Annotated in this window: 18 protein-coding genes and 1 pseudogene; 6 read left to right on the forward strand and 13 right to left on the reverse strand. The window is 76.4% G+C overall.

Going from position 1 to position 15,398, the window contains the following annotated elements; all coding sequences use genetic code 11:
• A partial coding sequence (gene lnt / locus C6N75_RS18050; protein WP_105869947.1) for an apolipoprotein N-acyltransferase occupies positions 1-1,567 on the forward strand: 1,567 nt, incomplete at its 5' end.
• Between the two features lie 39 nt (positions 1,568-1,606).
• Here lnt and C6N75_RS18055 read toward each other — a convergent pair.
• Together C6N75_RS18055 and C6N75_RS18060 are read right to left on the reverse strand one after the other, a co-directional pair.
• The gene (locus C6N75_RS18055) at positions 1,607-2,398 is read right to left on the reverse strand and encodes an SAM-dependent methyltransferase (protein WP_105869934.1); all 792 of its coding nucleotides are present in this window, start codon (positions 2,396-2,398) and stop codon (positions 1,607-1,609) included.
• Positions 2,391-3,275, reverse strand: coding sequence for a helix-turn-helix domain-containing protein (locus tag C6N75_RS18060; protein WP_146132604.1), 885 nt, complete (start codon positions 3,273-3,275; stop codon positions 2,391-2,393). Before C6N75_RS18060 ends, C6N75_RS18055 begins: the two co-directional genes overlap by 8 nt.
• 264 nt (positions 3,276-3,539) lie before the next feature.
• Here C6N75_RS18060 and C6N75_RS18065 point away from each other — a divergent pair, with 264 nt between their 5' ends.
• Positions 3,540-4,139, forward strand: a complete 600-nt coding sequence (locus C6N75_RS18065) for a hypothetical protein (RefSeq protein ID WP_105869936.1) — start codon at positions 3,540-3,542, stop codon at positions 4,137-4,139.
• A gap of 55 nt (positions 4,140-4,194) precedes the next feature.
• Positions 4,195-4,683: an NUDIX hydrolase gene (locus C6N75_RS18070; protein WP_105869937.1), complete on the forward strand. Its 489-nt coding sequence runs from the start codon at positions 4,195-4,197 to the stop codon at positions 4,681-4,683.
• Here C6N75_RS18070 and C6N75_RS18075 read toward each other — a convergent pair.
• Positions 4,680-5,285, reverse strand: a complete 606-nt coding sequence (locus tag C6N75_RS18075; RefSeq protein WP_256106999.1) for a helix-turn-helix domain-containing protein — start codon at positions 5,283-5,285, stop codon at positions 4,680-4,682. The two genes, C6N75_RS18070 and C6N75_RS18075, sit on opposite strands and share 4 nt — an antisense overlap.
• 80 nt (positions 5,286-5,365) lie before the next feature.
• Here C6N75_RS18075 and C6N75_RS18080 point away from each other — a divergent pair, with 80 nt between their 5' ends.
• The gene (locus C6N75_RS18080) at positions 5,366-6,331 is read left to right on the forward strand and encodes an NAD(P)/FAD-dependent oxidoreductase (RefSeq protein ID WP_105869948.1); all 966 of its coding nucleotides are present in this window, start codon (positions 5,366-5,368) and stop codon (positions 6,329-6,331) included.
• 44 nt (positions 6,332-6,375) lie between these two features.
• On the opposite strand, the gene C6N75_RS18085 is transcribed toward C6N75_RS18080, so the two are convergent.
• The 3 genes from C6N75_RS18085 to C6N75_RS18095 all read right to left on the reverse strand — a co-directional run bounded on the left by C6N75_RS18085 (position 6,376) and on the right by C6N75_RS18095 (position 7,747).
• Entirely contained in the window at positions 6,376-6,753 is a 378-nt protein-coding gene (locus C6N75_RS18085) for an SRPBCC family protein (RefSeq protein WP_105869949.1), read from the reverse strand.
• A 28-nt stretch (positions 6,754-6,781) separates the two neighbouring features.
• The gene (locus C6N75_RS18090) at positions 6,782-7,039 is read right to left on the reverse strand and encodes an HU family DNA-binding protein (RefSeq protein WP_105869939.1); all 258 of its coding nucleotides are present in this window, start codon (positions 7,037-7,039) and stop codon (positions 6,782-6,784) included.
• A 150-nt stretch (positions 7,040-7,189) separates the two neighbouring features.
• The gene (locus C6N75_RS18095; RefSeq protein WP_105869940.1) at positions 7,190-7,747 is read right to left on the reverse strand and encodes an imine reductase family protein; all 558 of its coding nucleotides are present in this window, start codon (positions 7,745-7,747) and stop codon (positions 7,190-7,192) included.
• A gap of 6 nt (positions 7,748-7,753) precedes the next feature.
• Here C6N75_RS18095 and C6N75_RS18100 point away from each other — a divergent pair.
• Positions 7,754-7,975 (forward strand): annotated as a pseudogene (locus C6N75_RS18100) (winged helix-turn-helix transcriptional regulator); the annotation flags it as partial.
• Positions 7,976-8,108: 133 nt separating this feature from the next.
• On the opposite strand, the gene C6N75_RS18105 reads toward C6N75_RS18100, so the two are convergent.
• Entirely contained in the window at positions 8,109-8,447 is a 339-nt protein-coding gene (locus tag C6N75_RS18105) for an antibiotic biosynthesis monooxygenase family protein (protein ID WP_105869941.1), read from the reverse strand.
• A 131-nt stretch (positions 8,448-8,578) separates the two neighbouring features.
• Here C6N75_RS18105 and C6N75_RS18110 point away from each other — a divergent pair, with 131 nt between their 5' ends.
• Positions 8,579-8,854, forward strand: a complete 276-nt coding sequence (locus C6N75_RS18110) for a DUF3253 domain-containing protein (protein WP_105869942.1) — start codon at positions 8,579-8,581, stop codon at positions 8,852-8,854.
• Between the two features lie 13 nt (positions 8,855-8,867).
• On the opposite strand, the gene C6N75_RS18115 is transcribed toward C6N75_RS18110, so the two are convergent.
• The 6 genes from C6N75_RS18115 to pelF form a co-directional block, all read right to left on the reverse strand.
• Positions 8,868-9,641, reverse strand: coding sequence for an endo alpha-1,4 polygalactosaminidase (locus tag C6N75_RS18115; protein ID WP_105869951.1), 774 nt, complete (start codon positions 9,639-9,641; stop codon positions 8,868-8,870).
• Positions 9,642-9,667: 26 nt separating this feature from the next.
• On the reverse strand, positions 9,668-10,576 hold the full coding sequence (locus tag C6N75_RS18120; RefSeq protein ID WP_105869943.1) for an NAD-dependent epimerase/dehydratase family protein: 909 nt from the start codon (positions 10,574-10,576) through the stop codon (positions 9,668-9,670).
• A gap of 7 nt (positions 10,577-10,583) precedes the next feature.
• Complete coding sequence (locus C6N75_RS18125) at positions 10,584-11,297, reverse strand: nucleotidyltransferase family protein (RefSeq protein WP_105869944.1); 714 nt, start codon at positions 11,295-11,297, stop codon at positions 10,584-10,586.
• A 65-nt stretch (positions 11,298-11,362) separates the two neighbouring features.
• Positions 11,363-12,364, reverse strand: a complete 1,002-nt coding sequence (locus tag C6N75_RS18130; protein WP_105869945.1) for an SDR family NAD(P)-dependent oxidoreductase — start codon at positions 12,362-12,364, stop codon at positions 11,363-11,365.
• Between the two features lie 62 nt (positions 12,365-12,426).
• Positions 12,427-13,782: a hypothetical protein gene (locus C6N75_RS18135; protein ID WP_181160524.1), complete on the reverse strand. Its 1,356-nt coding sequence runs from the start codon at positions 13,780-13,782 to the stop codon at positions 12,427-12,429.
• Positions 13,779-15,311 (reverse strand): GT4 family glycosyltransferase PelF, encoded by a 1,533-nt coding sequence (gene pelF, locus C6N75_RS18140; RefSeq protein ID WP_105869946.1) that lies wholly within the window; start codon positions 15,309-15,311, stop codon positions 13,779-13,781. The genes C6N75_RS18135 and pelF overlap by 4 nt, the downstream gene beginning before the upstream one ends.
• Positions 15,312-15,398: the final 87 nt, after the last annotated feature.

Consider the following 15,398-nt stretch of genomic DNA (forward strand, 5'->3'; position numbering starts at 1 on the left):
AGGTACAGCAGCACCCCGGCGGACGCGACTGCCGCTGCGACTGGTCAGGCCGGCGGCCGCGGGCCTCGCCGGGGTGCTGCTGTACCTCAGCTTCCCGCCCCGCCCGCTGTGGTGGCTGGCCCTGCCCGCCTTCGCGCTGCTCGGCTGGGCGCTGCACGGCCGCGGGCTGCGCGCCGGCTTCGGCCTCGGCTACCTCGCCGGGCTCGGCTTCCTCGCCCCGCTGCTGGTGTGGACCGGCGAGGAGGTGGGCGCCGGGCCCTGGCTGGCACTGGTCGCCGTGGAGGCGCTGTTCACCGCCGCCACCGGGCTGCTGACCGCCGCCGTCTCCCGGCTGCCCGCCTGGCCGGTGTTCGCCGCCGCCGTCTGGACCGCCGGCGAGGCGGCCCGGGCCCGCTTCCCGTTCGGCGGCTTCCCCTGGGGCAAGGTCGCCTTCGGCCAGGCCGACGGCTTCTTCCTGCCGCTCGCCGCGCTCGGCGGCACCCCGGTGCTGGGCTTCGCCGTGGCGCTGTGCGGCTACGGGCTGTACGAGGCGGTCCGCCTCGCCCTCGTACGCCGCCGCGCCGGCGCCCTGCCGCGCGGCCCGCTGGCCGCCGCCGCGCTCGCCGTGCTCGTCCCGTGCGCCGCCGCCGGGGCGGCGCTGCCGCTGGTCTCCGACGCCGCCGAGGACGGCACCGCCACCGTCGCCGCCGTCCAGGGCAACGTCCCCCGCCTCGGCCTCGACTTCAACGAGCAGCGCCGCCAGGTCCTGGACAACCACGCCAAGCGCACCCGGCAGCTCGCCGACGACGTGGCCGCCGGCCGCGAACCCAGGCCCGACCTGGTGCTCTGGCCGGAGAACTCCTCCGACCTCGACCCCTACCGCAACCCCGACGCGCGCGCGGTCATCGACGGCGCGGTACGGGCGATCGGCGCACCGACGGTGGTCGGCGCGGTGCTCACCCCGGACACCGGCAAGCTCCGCAACACCCTCATCCAGTGGGACCCCCGGCGCGGACCGGTCGCCACCTACGACAAGCGGCACGTGCAGCCCTTCGGCGAGTACATCCCGATGCGCTCGCTGGTCCGCGTCTTCAACAAGAACGTGGACCGGGTCAGCCGGGACTTCGGGCCGGGCCGCCAGGTCGGCGTCTTCGACCTGGCCGGCACCCGGGTCGGCCTGGTCACCTGCTTCGAAGCGGCCTTCGACTGGGCCGCCCGGGACACCGTCACCGGCGGCGCCCAGCTCATCGCCGTGCCCAGCAACAACGCCACCTTCGGGCGCAGCGACATGACCTACCAGCAGTTGGCCATGGACCGGGTGCGGGCCGTCGAGCACAGCCGGGCCGTGGTCGTCCCCGTCACCAGCGGGGTCAGCGCGGTGATCCGCCCGGACGGCACGATCGCCGAGCGGACGCGGATGTTCACCCCGGACGCTTTGGTCGACGAGGTCCCGCTGCGCTCCTCGCTCACCCCCGCCACCCGGCTCGGGGTGCTGCCCGAGATCGTGCTGCTCGCCGTGGCCGGCGCGGGCGCGGCCTGGGCCGGCACGGCGGCGGTGCGCCGCCGCCGCGCCGCCGCCACCGGCTAGTCCGGCCGGCCCAAGGCCGGCCCGGGGGACCAGGCCGGGTCAGGGGACCAGGCCCACCGCCCCGTACCCGACGTCCTCGCGGATCCGGTGGGTGACGCCGTCGGGACGCCAGTCGGGCATCGGGACCAGCCCCGGCTCGACGAGGGTCAGACCGGTGAAGAACCGCGCGATCTGGTCGGTGGGGCGCAGCCGGTAGGCCAGCCCGCCGGTGTCGGCGTAGGCGTCCGCGGCCGCCGACAGCCGTGGGCTGGGCGCGGAGTGGCTGAGGACGAGCGCGCTGCCCGGCACGGCCGCCGCGACCAGCTCGCGCACCAGGCCGGCCGCCTCGGCGTCGTCGTGGACGTGGCCCAGCACGTCGGACAGCACGATCGCCACCGGCCGGGACAGGTCCAGCGTCTCCCCGGCCCGCTGGAGGATCCGGGCGGTGTCGCGCAGGTCGGCGTCCAGATAGGCGGTGCGGCCCTCGGGCGTGCTGTCCAGGTAGGCCCGGCGGTGCAGCAGCACCATCGGGTCGTTGTCGACGTAGACCACCGCCGCCGCGGGGTGCGCGCGCTGGGCCAGTTCGTGCACGTTGGGCTCGGCCGGCAGCCCCGCGCCGAGGTCCAGGAACTGGCGCAGACCGTGCTCGGCGGCCCACCGCACGCTGCGCTGGAGGAACTGCCGGGAGGCCAGGGCCAGGTCGCGTATCTCGGGGACCATGGCCGAGAACTGCTCGGCGGCCTCCTTGTCGGCCTCGTACCAGTTCTGCCCGCCCTGGAGGTAGTTCCACCAGCGGGCGCTGTGCGGGACGGTGGGGTCGACGCCGGTCGGCGCGGTGGGCTGGTCAGCCATGCTCGGTCTCCTGCGGGGTGTCGGGGACGTCGGGAAGGTACGGGACGAGGGTCCTGGGGAAGGCGGCGAGGGCCGCGGTGGCGTCCAGCGCCCGGCGCAGCCTGGCCACCGCCGTGCCGTCGCCGGTGATCGTGGTGGCCATCGGGGACTCGGCCACCACGTGGTCGGCCACCTCCCCGGCGTCCAGCCGCAGCAGCCGGACCGGTCCGCAGGCCAGCAGCGGGTGCGGGCCGGCGTCCAGCGGGAGGAGCTGGACGTTCACCCGCCGCCGGGACAGCGCCTCCTCCAGGGCCGCGTGCTGCCCGCGCCGTACGCCCGGGGTGCCGACCGAGGTGTGCAGGGCCGCGGCGCCCATGAGCACCCACAGCCGGGCGGAGCGCTGCGCGAGGCGCCGCTGCCGCTCGGCCGCCAGCTCCACCACCAGGTCGACCTCCCGGCGGTCCGCCCGGGGGTGCTCGGCGCGGTGCAGGGCGGCGGTGTACGCCGGGGTGCGCAGCAGGTCCGGCACCAGGGCCGGCTGCCAGAGCCGGATCGCGAACGCGGCGCTCTCCAGCGCGATCCACTCCTGGTAGGCGGCGGACATCACGGTGCGGTAGCGCTCGTGCCACCAGCCCGGCCGGCGGGCCGCCTCCACCCGCTCCATCAGCCCCCGCGACTCGGCCGCCGGCACCCCGTACAGGCGCAGCAGACGCCGGATCAGGTCCGGGTTCAGGGCGGTGGCCGCCGATTCCAGCCGCCGGATCGACATATGGCTGGTTCCGGCGCGCTCGGCGGCCTCGGCGAAGCTCAGGCGCCCGTACTCCTCGCGGGCCCGCTGGAGCTGACGGGCCACCACCAGGTGCTCCAGCGTCGGGCTGGACCGCGCACGCTGTGCCACCGCGCCTCCCTGTCGGCCGGACCGTACGGGCGGCACGGGCGGAGTCCGCCGCACCGGCCGGAGCGGGTCCGCACCGGCCGGGACAGTCCGCCCCGACCGTACCCGCCGCCCGCCGCGCACCGAACGGGACCGGCCAATGTCCGCCGCAGGTCCGGCGGCTTATTGCCAATCATGTGAATCACACGCATGGTGGACGGGAGTCCTCCGGGACCGCTCGGCGGCCGCGCACGCCGCTCCCCCCACGCACGCCCAGGTGATCACGTCATGTACCGCACTTCCCGCGCCGCGACGCCCGCCGCGGGCGCGGCGGCCCCGCCGAGCCGGCCGCCGAAGCTGGGCGCGGCCGTCGACCTGGCCGCATGGGACGGCGCCCGGTGCGGCTGCCGGCGCGCGGCTGCCTGCCCGACGCCCGGCGCACACCCGCTGCGGGAGCGCTGGTGGCCCGGCGTCTCCGCCCGCGGCGGCCTGCGCCGAGCCCGGATCCAGCCCGGCATCCGGCTGCACCGCCACCTCGCCGCCCTCCAGGTGCCCGCCCCGCTGACCGCCGTGCTCGACGACTTCCTGGACTGGCGGCTCAACCCGCCGCCGGTGCTGGCCGGACCGCTGCGCTCCTGGGTCTGGGCCGCCGCCCCGGCGGCCGCCGCCGTGCCCGCGCCGCCCCCGCGCGGCCTGCCCGCCCCGGACCGGGTGCTGGTGCTGCGGCCCGGCTCCTGGCTGCCCGCCCCGGGGGCCCGGCTCCCCGGGGAGGACGGCTACGCCTGGGTGACCCGGCCGGAGAGCGAGCCGATGACCGGCGCGGGCCTTGCGGAGCTGGTCCGACTGCTCGCCGCGGGCGGCCCTCCCGGCGTCCCCGGCCGCGGGTGACGGCGGCGCCCGCCCCTGCAACCGGCCCCCGGAGGGCCGCGTCTACCGTGGTGGCATGGCGATTCCCGACTTCCTTCGCGACATCCGGGCCACCCTCGGCAACGAGCTGCTCTTCCTGCCCGGCGTCTCGGCCGTCGTCCTCGACGACGCCGGCCGGGTGCTGCTCGGCCGGCGCGCCGACAACGGCCGCTGGTCCATCATCGGCGGCATCCCCGAGCCCGGCGAGCAACCGGCCGAGGCCGTGGTGCGCGAGGTCTACGAGGAGACGGCCGTCCGCTGCGTCGCCGAACGGATCGTGGTCGTGCAGACCCTGGCCCCGGTCACCTACCCCAACGGCGACCGCAGCCAGTACCTGGACGTCTGCTTCCGCTGCCGGGCGACCGGCGGCGAGGCCCGGGTCAACGACGACGAGTCGCTGGAGGTCGGCTGGTTCGCGCCGGACGCGCTGCCGGCCATGCGCGCGTTCGAGACCTTCCGCATCAAGCAGGCCCTCGCCGACGCCCCGGCCTGGTTCGACGCCCCGGCGCAGACCCCTCCCGGCTAGCGGGAGCGGGGGCGGGCGACCAGGTGGGCCCGCTCGCCCTGCCGTCCGAACAGGCTGAGGAACTCCACCGGCCGGCCGTCCGCCGCCCCGAACCAGTGCGGCACCCGGGTGTCGAACTCGGCCGCCTCGCCCGGCGTCAGCACCAGGTCGTGCTCGCCCAGCACCAGCCGCAGCCTTCCGTCGAGCACGTACAGCCACTCGTAGCCCTCGTGCGTCTTCGGGTCGGGCTCCCGGCCGGCCTCGTCACCGGGCAGGATCAGCTTGTACGCCTGGATGCCGCCGGGGCGGCGGGTCAGCGGCACCATGGTGCGCCCGTGGTGGGTCACCGGCCGCAAGTGCACCCGCGGGTCCCCGGTGGGCGGGGCGCCGACCAGCTCGTCCAGGGTGACCCCGTGCGCGCGGGCCAGCGGCAGCAGCAGCTCCAGGGTCGGCCGCCGCTCCCCGGACTCCAGCCGGGACAGCGTGCTCACCGAGATCCCGGTCGCCTCCGACAGCGCCGCCAGCGTGCTCTCCCGCCGCCGCCGCAGCGCCCGCAGCCGCGGCCCGACCGCCCGCAGCGTCCGGTCTTCCCCGTCCGTCTCCTGCTCCATGGCATCTCCCATGGCACCGAGTTTGCCACTTCGGCAAGGAACGTTGCCGGCCGGTCGGCGACGGGGCACGGTCGGTCGCGGAGGTGGTCAAGGTGACCGAGACGAGAAGCGACGAGGTCGACGTCGTGGTGATCGGCGGCGGCGCCGCCGGGCTGAGCGGCGCGCTGACCCTGGCCCGCGCCCGGCGGTCCGTGCTGGTGGTCGACGCGGGAGCGCCGCGCAACGCCCCGGCGGCCGGTGTGCACGGGCTGCTGGCACTGGACGGGATCCCGCCGGCCGACCTGCTGGCCCGCGGCCGCCGGGAAGTACGCGGCTACGGCGGCCGGATCGTGCACGACGAGGTCCGCACCGCCGTACGGGAGGAGGACGGATTCGCCGTGGGGCTGGCCGGCGGCGGCAGCGTCCGGGCCCGCCGGCTGCTGGTGACCACCGGACTGGTGGACACGCTGCCGGAGGTGCCGGGGCTGCGCGAGCGGTGGGGCCGGGACGTGCTGCACTGCCCGTACTGCCACGGCTGGGAGGTGCGCGACCGCGCCGTCGGAGTGCTGGCCACCGGACCGCAGTCCGTGCACCAGGCGCTGCTGTTCCGCCAGTGGACCGCCGACGTGGTCCTCTTCGCCCACCGGACCGAGCCGCCCGCCGGCGAGGACGCCGAGAGGCTGGCCGCGCTCGGCGTGCCCGTGGTCACCGGCGAGGTGGCGGCCGTGGAGAGCGCCGGCGACCGGCTGACCGGGGTGAGACTGGCCGACTCCACGGTGGTCGCCCGCGACGCGCTCGCGGTCGCCACCCGGATGGAGGCGCGGGCCGGTTTCCTCGCCGGGCTCGGCCTGAGGGCGGTCCCCCACCCCGCGGGCTTCGGCGAACACCTGGTCACCGACCCGACCGGCCGCACCGAGGCGCCCGGCGTGTGGGCGGCCGGCAACGTCACCGACCTGTCCGCCCAGGTCGGCCCGGCGGCCGCCGCCGCCACCTTCGCGGCGGCCCAGATCAACCACGACCTGGTGCTGGCGGACGCCGACCGCGCGGTGGCCGCCCGCCGCGCCGCCGCCCCGGCCTGAGCCGTACCGGGACCGTGCGGACGGGACCCGGAGGGGGACGGGGCTCACGGGCGCACCAGCCGGCTCAGGGCCCAGCGGGCCGGCAGGGCGTACGCGGTGACGGCGGCGGCCGGGCCGGTGATCCTCAAACGGGTGCCGGCCCCGCCGGGCGCCGGGAGGACCTCGTGGTGCAGACGGAGTCGGAGGGGGCCCACGCGCACCCGCCAACTCCAGGTGCGGGCCGTCTCGTCCACGGCCTCCACGGCGAACCGGGCCCGCACGCCCAGCAGGGACACCACCTCGCCGCGCAGCCCCGGCGCGATCCGCTCCCCGCTCACCCGCACCGCGCGGATCTGCGGCGACCAGGTGGGCCAGCGGGCGGGCTCCGCGTACCGCCGCCACACCTCGTCCGGTTGGGCCCGGCCGGTCGCCCGGAGCGTCAGGGTCGCCACGCGGTACGCCGCCGGCCGTTCACCGGGTGGCGTCCTGGAGGAACTCGGTCAACGCCTTGCCGGGCCGCAGCACCGCCGAGCCGCCCTCGGCGTGGAAGTCGCCGAAGCCCAGCAGCGTCACCGTCTCGCCCGCCTTGACCGCCTCGGCGATCGACCCGGCGTGCTCGACGGTGCCGAACAGCGCGTCGATCACCCGCCCGACGTCCTCCTGCCCGAGGCCGCTCCCGCCGTCGGCGGCCTTGCGCAGCGTGGCCTCGATCAGCCCGGACCTGTCCATGGATCACCCGTCCCTGGTCGCGTCGTCCCGCCCGTCACCCGTCACGGCCATCGTGGCACCCGGGACCCCCGCGCGCCCGCAGCCGTACGCCGCCTGGTGGAAGGCCCCGGCCCGTCCCCCGAACGGGCCGGGGACGCCCAGCAGCCGGCATCAGCCGGCGGACCGGGCGAGCGGGGCGGCGAGCACGTCGGCGATCCGGACGAAGCCGTCCGCGCCGTGCCCGAGCCCCACCGCCCGCCGCGCCATGCCCTCAGCCGCGCGCATCACCCCGCTGTCGATGCCGTGCGCCTCGGCGGCCTGGACGATGTGCGCCATGGACGACACCGCGGAGGTCAGCGGATTGCCCCCGCCGGCGAAACGGCCCTCGTCCGCCTCCCCGGCCGTCTCCTCGAACAGCGGCGGCAGGATGGCGGCGATGCCCTGGGCGAAGGGGGCCAGCTCACGCGCGCTCACCCCTTCCGCCCGGGCCTCGGACCGCAGCAGCGCGTCGGCCGCGTCGTAGTCCACGACGCAGACCACCGTCAGCGGGCTCGCGGCGACCGCCTCGGCGGCGGAGCGCGCCCCGACGGCGCCTCGCTCCACCAGTTCACGGTCCCGGCCGGGTGTCCGGTTCCAGACGGTGGTGCGCGCCCCGGCCGCCAGGAAGGCGCCGGCCAGCGCCCGGCCCATCGGCCCGAGCCCGAGCACGGTGACGGTGGAGGAGGGCACGGGGGGCGCCGGGGACTGCCCGGACTCAGTGAGAAGGTGCTGACCGCCACGCTCCGCGAGATGGCGGGGGACGGTCTGGTCGAGCGGGAGGTGTTCGACGTGCTGCCGCTGAAGACGGTCTACTCGCTCACGCCGTTCGGCCGTGAGCTGAGCGAGGCCCTCGCCCCGCTCGCCGACGGGGGCCACCGCCGCCTGGAGGTCCTCGCCGCGGCCCGCCGCTCCTCCTGACCCGCCCCCTTCCCTTCCGGTCGGCCCGTCGCGGGTTCCAGTCTCCTACGGACGGCGCGGGCCGCCCAGTACGCACGAAAAAGTGGGTACCCGGGCGGCCCGCGCCGTGGTCGGGAAGGGGAGCGGCCCTGCGTCAGGGCGCGGCGGTGTGGCTGGAGACGACGTGGAACAACCGCGGCTGGACGTCGGTGGCGATCTTCGCCGCCTGGTCCATGTGCACCCGCGCCTCCGGGTTCTCCAGCATGGCCCGGTAGTGCTCCTCGGACTCCCACTGCGCGTAGTTGACGACGCGTACGCCGTCCAGGCTGGCGTGGAAGTTGGCCCGCAGGAAGCCGGGCTGGCGCCTCATGGTCTCCTCGGTGGCCCGGCCGAGGAGCTCCAGCAGCTCCGCCTGGCGGTCGGGAGCGACGGTGAAGACGTTGATCAGCGTCGCCACCGGGCGGTCGCCGACGATGTTCGCGGTAACGGTCATACAAGGACCGGTCCCCTTACGGCGGGCCGCGCCCTCGGGTACGGGGCGGTAATCCCCCGCCCGGCGCAACCCGCGCCGGCATCGCCGGCGGCCCGGCGGGTACCCGGCCGGCGTCCCTGAGGAGGCCGCCCATGACCCGTCGCGACACCGAGCCGGGCGAGGAGTTGGAGCAGACCGTCCTGCGCCTCCTCGACGCGCGCGCGAAGACCGCCACCATCTGCCCCTCCGACGCCGCCCGCGCCGCCTACTCCGGCGACGACGAGGGCTGGCGGGACCTGATGGACCCGGTCCGCGACGCCGTACGCAGGCTGGCCGCCGCCGGCCAGGTGGAGGTGGTGCAGCACGGCGAGCCGGTCGACCTGGACGCCGTCCGCGGCCCGGTCCGGATCCGCCGCACGGGCGGCTAGCGCTCCGGTGCGTTCAGCACGGCTTGCGCCAGGGGTCGAGGTCCAGGCGCTTGCGCATGGAGGACAGGCCCAGCGCGCGGGCCTGGGGGCAGAACTCCGCGTTGGTCAGCGCGTACTCGACGTGGAAGACGGCCTTGCCGGCTCGGATGAACGGGGTGAGCGCGGCGCACTCGTCGTACTGGGCGCACTCCTCGTTGACCGCGAAGTCGTAGACCCCGACGAGCTGCGGGATCTGCGGGAGGTCGTTCTTCAGGCCGATCGCCAGCCCCCGGGCGTGCGCGGCGCGGGCCAGCATGCGGTTGTAGGCGAGCTGGTGGGCGGCGGTGAGCGGGAAGCCGGTGTCATGCAGATAGCCGTCGACCAGGTCCGGTTCGACGGCGTCGAAGCCCTTGTCGCGGCACATGTCCAGCCGGCGCTCCATCAGCGGGCGCAGCGCGTCCAGGCGGCGGATGTCGAGCCAGCGTTCGCCGGGCCAGCCGTTGCCCTTGCCGCGCAGGGCGGCCGGGAAGTCGCCGGCGTCGGGGCGGAAGTCCTCCCAGGCGCCGGCGTTGACGTAGCAGATGACCTTGCGTCCCTCGCGGTGCAGCCCGGCCACGTCCTCGGCGGTGTTGACGAAGCCGTCGATGTCGTACACCGGCACGTCCACGCCCGGGTCCACCCGCCCGTCGAGCTGCCACTGCCAGGCGGTCCCCGGCTCGGGCTGCCACCGCGCGCCCGGCGGCCTCGTCGGTACGGGGTCCGGGGCGGGGGAGGGGCCGCTGCACGCTGCCAGGAGCAGCAGCACCATGAGGACCGGGAGGCCGCGGGCCAGGCTCACCGGGCGGGGACGGGTGCGCCGGCCACCGAGGCCCACAGCGCGGCGACCGAGTCGGCGAGCGTGTGGAGCGGGGCCCAGCCGAGCGCGGCGCGGGCCGCCGAGACGTCGGAGCACTGCCAGCCCACGGCGGCCGAGCGGGTCGAGCCGCCGGCCGTCTCCTCCACCCGGCCGGCGAACCCGGACGCCCGGACCAGGCCCCGCACCAGCTCCCGTACCTCCACCGCCCGCCCGGCGCTGATGTTGAGCACGGCGGGCAGCGGCCCCGGGCGCGTCGCGGCCAGGGCGGCGGCCCGGGCCAGGTCGCGGACGTCCACGAAGTCACGGTACGGGGAGAGGTCGCCGACCCGCAGCACCGCGTCCGGGCCGGGGCCGGCGTCCCGCAGGGCGCGCGCCACCGAGCCGGGCAGCCCGGCGACCGGGGCCCCGGGACCGACCGGGTTGCCGACCCGCAGCACCACCGCGTCCAGACCTGAGGCGGTCACCGCCACCGTGCCGGCCAGCTTGGTGGCCCCGTACGGGGCGGCCGGACGGGTCGGCGCGTCCTCGCCGACCCGCGTCCCGGGCCGGCCGGGACCGTACTCGGCGGCCGAGCCCAGATGCACCAGCCGGGCCCCGGGCGCCGCCTGGCGCAGCGCCGCGCACAGCACCGCCGGGCCGCGGGCGTTGACCTCGGCCAGCGCCACCGCGTCGCCGCCGACCGCGCCCGCGCAGTTCACCACCGCGTCCGGGGCGAGCGCGGCCAGCGCCTCGGCGAGCGGACCGGGACGGGCCGTGGCGAGGTCCACCGGCAGGTCGGCCCCCGGCGAGCGGCCGCCGTACAGCAGCGTCGCCTCCGGCAGGGCGCGCAGCCGCTCGGCGACGTGCCCGCCCAGGTACCCGGTGGCCCCCAGGACCAGGATGCGCATGAGGTGCTCAGGCCCCCCTCAGCAGCAGCGACTGGTGGGTGGTGAACTCCGCGTTGGCGCGGTCGTAGTCGTCGGGCCGCCCGATGTCGAGCCAGTAGCCGCCGAACTCGTAGGCCGCGGGCGGGGTCCCGGCGCCCAGCAGGTCGAGGATCAGTTCGTCGAAGCCGAGCGGCAGGCCCGGCGTGTAGCGGTCCAGGGTGCCGCGCGACACCGCGTACACCCCCATCGACACCCGGCAGTCCATGCTCGGCTTCTCCCGGAAGCCGACCACCTTCCCGGCGTCGGTGGTCAGCACCCCGAAGTCGATGTGCACCTTGCGCTGGTAGGTGGCAATGGTCAGCGGCGCGTCGCCGGCCGCGTGCCGGTGCACCAGGTCGGCGTAGTCCAGGTCGGTGAGGATGTCGCCGTTCATCACCAGGAAGTTCTCCGGCAGCCGGTCCCGGATGGTCAGCAGCGGGCCGATGGTGCCGAGCGGGCTCTCCTCGGTGGAGTAGTCGATGTCCAGCCCCCACCGCGATCCGTTGCCCACATAGGCCCGGATGATCTGGCCGAGGTGGCCGATGGCCAGGGTGCAACTGGTGAACCCGGCCGCCGCCAACTGGCGCAGCACGATCTCCAGGATGGCGTGCCGGTCCCCGATGGGCACCAGGGGCTTGGGCAGCGCGGTGGTGTACGGACGCAGCCGGACGCCCTTGCCTCCGGCGAGTATCACTGCGTGCATGGAAGCCTCCTTACGTTGGGGTGCGTGCGTGGTTGGGGTGCGTACGAGTACGTGGCCCGCTTCGGTCAGATGTTGTAGATGTCGGTCTTGTAGCGGGCCAGGTTGGCCGGGTCGCGGAAGAACTCGACCGTGCGGGCCAGTCCGTCCTCCAGGTCGTGCTCCGGGGCCCAACCGGTGGCCGCCCGCAGCCTGGTGGCGTCCGCCACCAGCCGCATCACCTCGGAGTCGGCCGGCCGCAGCCGCTGCTCGTCCTCCCGTACGTCCAGGTCGGCCGACATCACCTTGCCGATCAGCCGCACCAGGTCGCCGACCGAGATCTCCCCGCCGGTGCCGGCGTTGAAGGTGCGGCCCACCACCGCCTCGGCCGGCGCGGTGCCCACCGCCAGGAACGCCCGCGCGGTGTCGGCGACGAAGCTGAAGTCCCGGGTCGGCCGCAGGTCCCCCAGGGTGACCGTGCGCGAACCGGCCGCCAGCTGCCCGATCACGGTGGGGATCACCGCCCGCATCGACTGGCGCGGGCCGTAGGTGTTGAACGGCCGCAGCGTCACCACCGGCGTGCCGAAACTGGCGTGGTAGCTGTCCGCCAGCCGGTCCCCGCCCGCCTTCGAAGCGGCGTACGGCGACTGGGTGTTGATCGGGTGGTCCTCGGTGATCGGCACCGTCTGGGCGGTGCCGTAGGTCTCGCTGGTGGAGGTGTGCACCAGCCGCGGCGTGCCCAGCGTGCGCACCGCCTCCAGCACGTTGAGCGTGCCGGTGACGTTGGTGTCCACATAGCTGTGCGGCGCCTGGTACGAGTAGGGGATCGCGATCAGCGCCGCCAGGTGGTACACCGCGTCCGCGCCCTCCGCCAGCGCCCGCACCGAACCGGGGTCGCGGACGTCGCCCAGCACGATCTCCACCTGGTCCAGCACGTCCTTCGGCAGCACCTCCAGCCACCCGTAGGAGGAGAAGGAGTTGTACTGCGCCATCGCGCGCACCCGGTGCCCGGAGGCGACCAGGGCCTGGGTGAGGTGGGAGCCGATGAAGCCGTCGGCCCCGGTGACCGCGGCGAGCGGGCTGGAGGTCATGTCCTGGTCCTCGTTCCGTTATGGCAGAGATGAGACAGATGGCAGAGGGAAAGGAGGTGGTCTCAGACGTGCGCGGAGGGCCGGCCCAGCAGGCGGACGGCGGCGACGGCCAGCAGCGCCGCCGCGCCGGTGCACACCAGCCAGGCGTACGGCCACGGGGAGCCGCCCAGCGCGATGCCCTCCCCGGAGGACCAGGCCGGCCCGGCCGTCCCCGCGGCGACCGCCGCCGCGGCCGGCAGGCAGATCGCCGCGGTCGGCCAGGCCACGCCGAACGCCTGGAGCAGCAGCGCCGTCCACAGCACCGCGGCCAGCGCCACCAGGCCCACCGGGTCCGCCCCGGTCAGCAGCGCGGCCGGCACCAGCGGCACCAGATAGCCGCCCAGGCACAGCGCCAGCGTCCGCACCGTGCGCAGCACGAAACCGCGCACCGTGGTGGAGGCCCGCAGCGCCGCCACCGACAGTCCCCGGAAGCGGTACAGCAGCCACTCCGCCGGGCCCATGCTGACCGTCAGCGCCACCACGGCCAGCGGATGCCCGGCGCCCGCGGTCAGCACCAGCACCCCGGCCGACAGCCCGAACAGCCCGTACGGCAGGGAGGGCAGGTATCCGGTGCGCGGCCCGTCCGCCGCCGGGGCCGCCCGCAGCGCGCCCGTCACGGTGAACGCCGCCACCGCGGCCGCCGCCGCCACCGTGCCCAGCACCAGCGCGATCCGCAGCAGCGGGCCCGGCTCCCACCAGGGCAGCGCCGCCGCCCCGGCCGCCAGCGGGGCCAGCGCGGCCAGCAGCGCCCGCTCCCGCCCCAGCACCAGCAGCACCCCGGCGGCCGCCAGGTACACCGACTGCGCCACTGCCGCCCACAGCACCGTGGCGCGCGGCCCGGCCACCGCCAGCGCCGAGGCGGTCGCCAGCAGCGCGCCCAGCGGCGCACCCGTCAGCAGGGTCCGCCCCGCCTCCCGCCGGCCCAGGGTCAGCCGCGCGTAGGTGCGGTGCCCCAGCGCCTGCCCCCACGCCCAGGACACCAGCCCGGCCACCACCAGACCGGGCACCGCCCCGGTGCCCCGCAGCAGCGGCGCCACCAGCAGGTACGCCAGGCCCGGCAGCGCGAACAGCACCCCGCGCAGCAGGCAGCGCACATGGTCCGGCGCCCAGGCGTCCGGCGCGGCCGGCGGGTCGGGGAAGGACCGCGGCACCCGCCGGTACAGGTCCTCGGCCAGCGAGAACAGGTCCGGATGGCCGTAGCGCTCGCGGATCTGCTCACCCGTCAGGCCCTCGGACTCCAGCAGCGCCGCCACCTCGTAGGGGTGCACCGCGCTGCCCGCCCGGTCGGCCAGCTCGGCCGCCAGCTCGTCCACCGGACCGGCCACCCGCAGCGTCACGGTGTCGCTGTCCAGGGCGTGCGCCGCCGCCCGGCGGCTCATCCGGCCACGCTCCGCGCGCCGGTCCCGGCCGCCACCGCGGCGGGCACCGCGGTGTCCGGGACGCTCCCCGGGACGCTGTGCGCGGGACGTCCGGCGGCCAGCTCGTGGTAGATGGCGCGGAAGGTGTCCACGGTCTGGCGCAGGGTGAACTGCTCGATCACCCGCAGCCGGGCCGCCTCGCCCATCGCCGCCCGCCGCGCCGGGTCGGCCAGCAGCGTCAGCGCCGCCTCCGCCATCGCCCGCGGGTCGCGCGGCGGCACCACCAGACCGGTCTCGCCGACCGCCTCGCGCACCCCGCCGACGTCCGTCGAGACCGTCGCCCGCCCGCAGGACATCGCCTCGATCAGGGTGAACGGGAAACCCTCGCTGATGGAGGACAGCATCACCACGCTGCCCGCCGCGTAGGCGTCCCGGATGTCGTCCACCCGGCCCTCGAACGTCACCGCCCCGCCGAGACCCAGCGACCGGGCCAGCTCCTCGCACCGCTCCCGGTACGCCTCGCCGCCCCGCGGAGTGCCGCCGAACAGGCGCAGCACCGCCGCCGGCACCCGCTCCCGCACCAGCGCGAACGCCCGTATCAGCGTCTCCAGGTCCTTGATCGGGTCCACCCGGCCCGCCCAGCTCAGCACCGGGCCCGCCGGCTCCGGACCGGCCGCCGGGAACGCCGCCGGGTCCACGCCGTTGTAGACGGTGCGGATCAGCGCCGGGTCCGCGCCGCCCTGCTCCTCCCACAGCCGGTTGTAGCGGTTGCCCGGGGTGATCAGCGCGGCCCGCCGGTAGGTCTCGCCGGCCAGCAGCCGGAAGAAGCCCAGCAGCACCGCCTTGACCGGCCAGCGGTAGGGCGCGCCCCGGTAGCTCAGGTACCGCTCGCGCAGGTAGACGCCGTGCTCGGTCAGCAGCAGCGGCACCCCGTGCTCGTGCAGCGCCGCCAGACCCGGCAGTACCGCGATGCCGCCGCTGACCGCGTGGGCCACCCCGGCGCGCGGCGGCTCGGCCGCCAGCGGGCGCAGCGCGTGCTCCAGCAGGCTGGTGGCGGTCACCGCGTCGTGCAGGGTGGGCCGGGCCTCGCGCACCTCCAGACCGGGCCGGTTCCACACCCCGGCCAGCACCCGGACCGCCTCGTCGGAGCGGAGCGCGGGGCTCAGCAGCCCGTCCCGGGCGGCCGCCGCCAGCTCGTACAGCGCCGGGCCGAAACCCTCCTCCTCGGCCGGGTCCAGCAGCGCGGCCAGGAACCGCTCGTAGGCCGCCGTCAGCCGGCGCGCGCGCCGGCCGCGCGGCGGCGAACCGGGCGGGGTCGCGCCCCACATGGGCACCGACACCACCTCGGCGACCTGCGGCGGCAGCTCCCAGGCCAGCGGCTCGCGGCCGTTGCCGGTGACCGCCATGATCCGGAAGGCGATGTCGGGCATGCCCTGGACCAACTGGTCGCACCAGACGCTGACCCCGCCGTGGCTGTGCGGGTAGGTGCCCTCGGTGAGCAGGGTGACGTGCGTCGCGCCGGGCTGTGGCGCGCCGGACCGAACGTGCATGGACGTGCTCCGCGGCAGCAGGGGCCGGCCCGCTCGGGGCCCCGCCGGAGTGCGGCCGGCCCCTGCTGCCGCGGAGCACGTCCATGC

Source organism: Streptomyces solincola, from assembly GCF_002982015.1.
Classification (GTDB): domain Bacteria; phylum Actinomycetota; class Actinomycetes; order Streptomycetales; family Streptomycetaceae; genus Streptomyces; species Streptomyces solincola.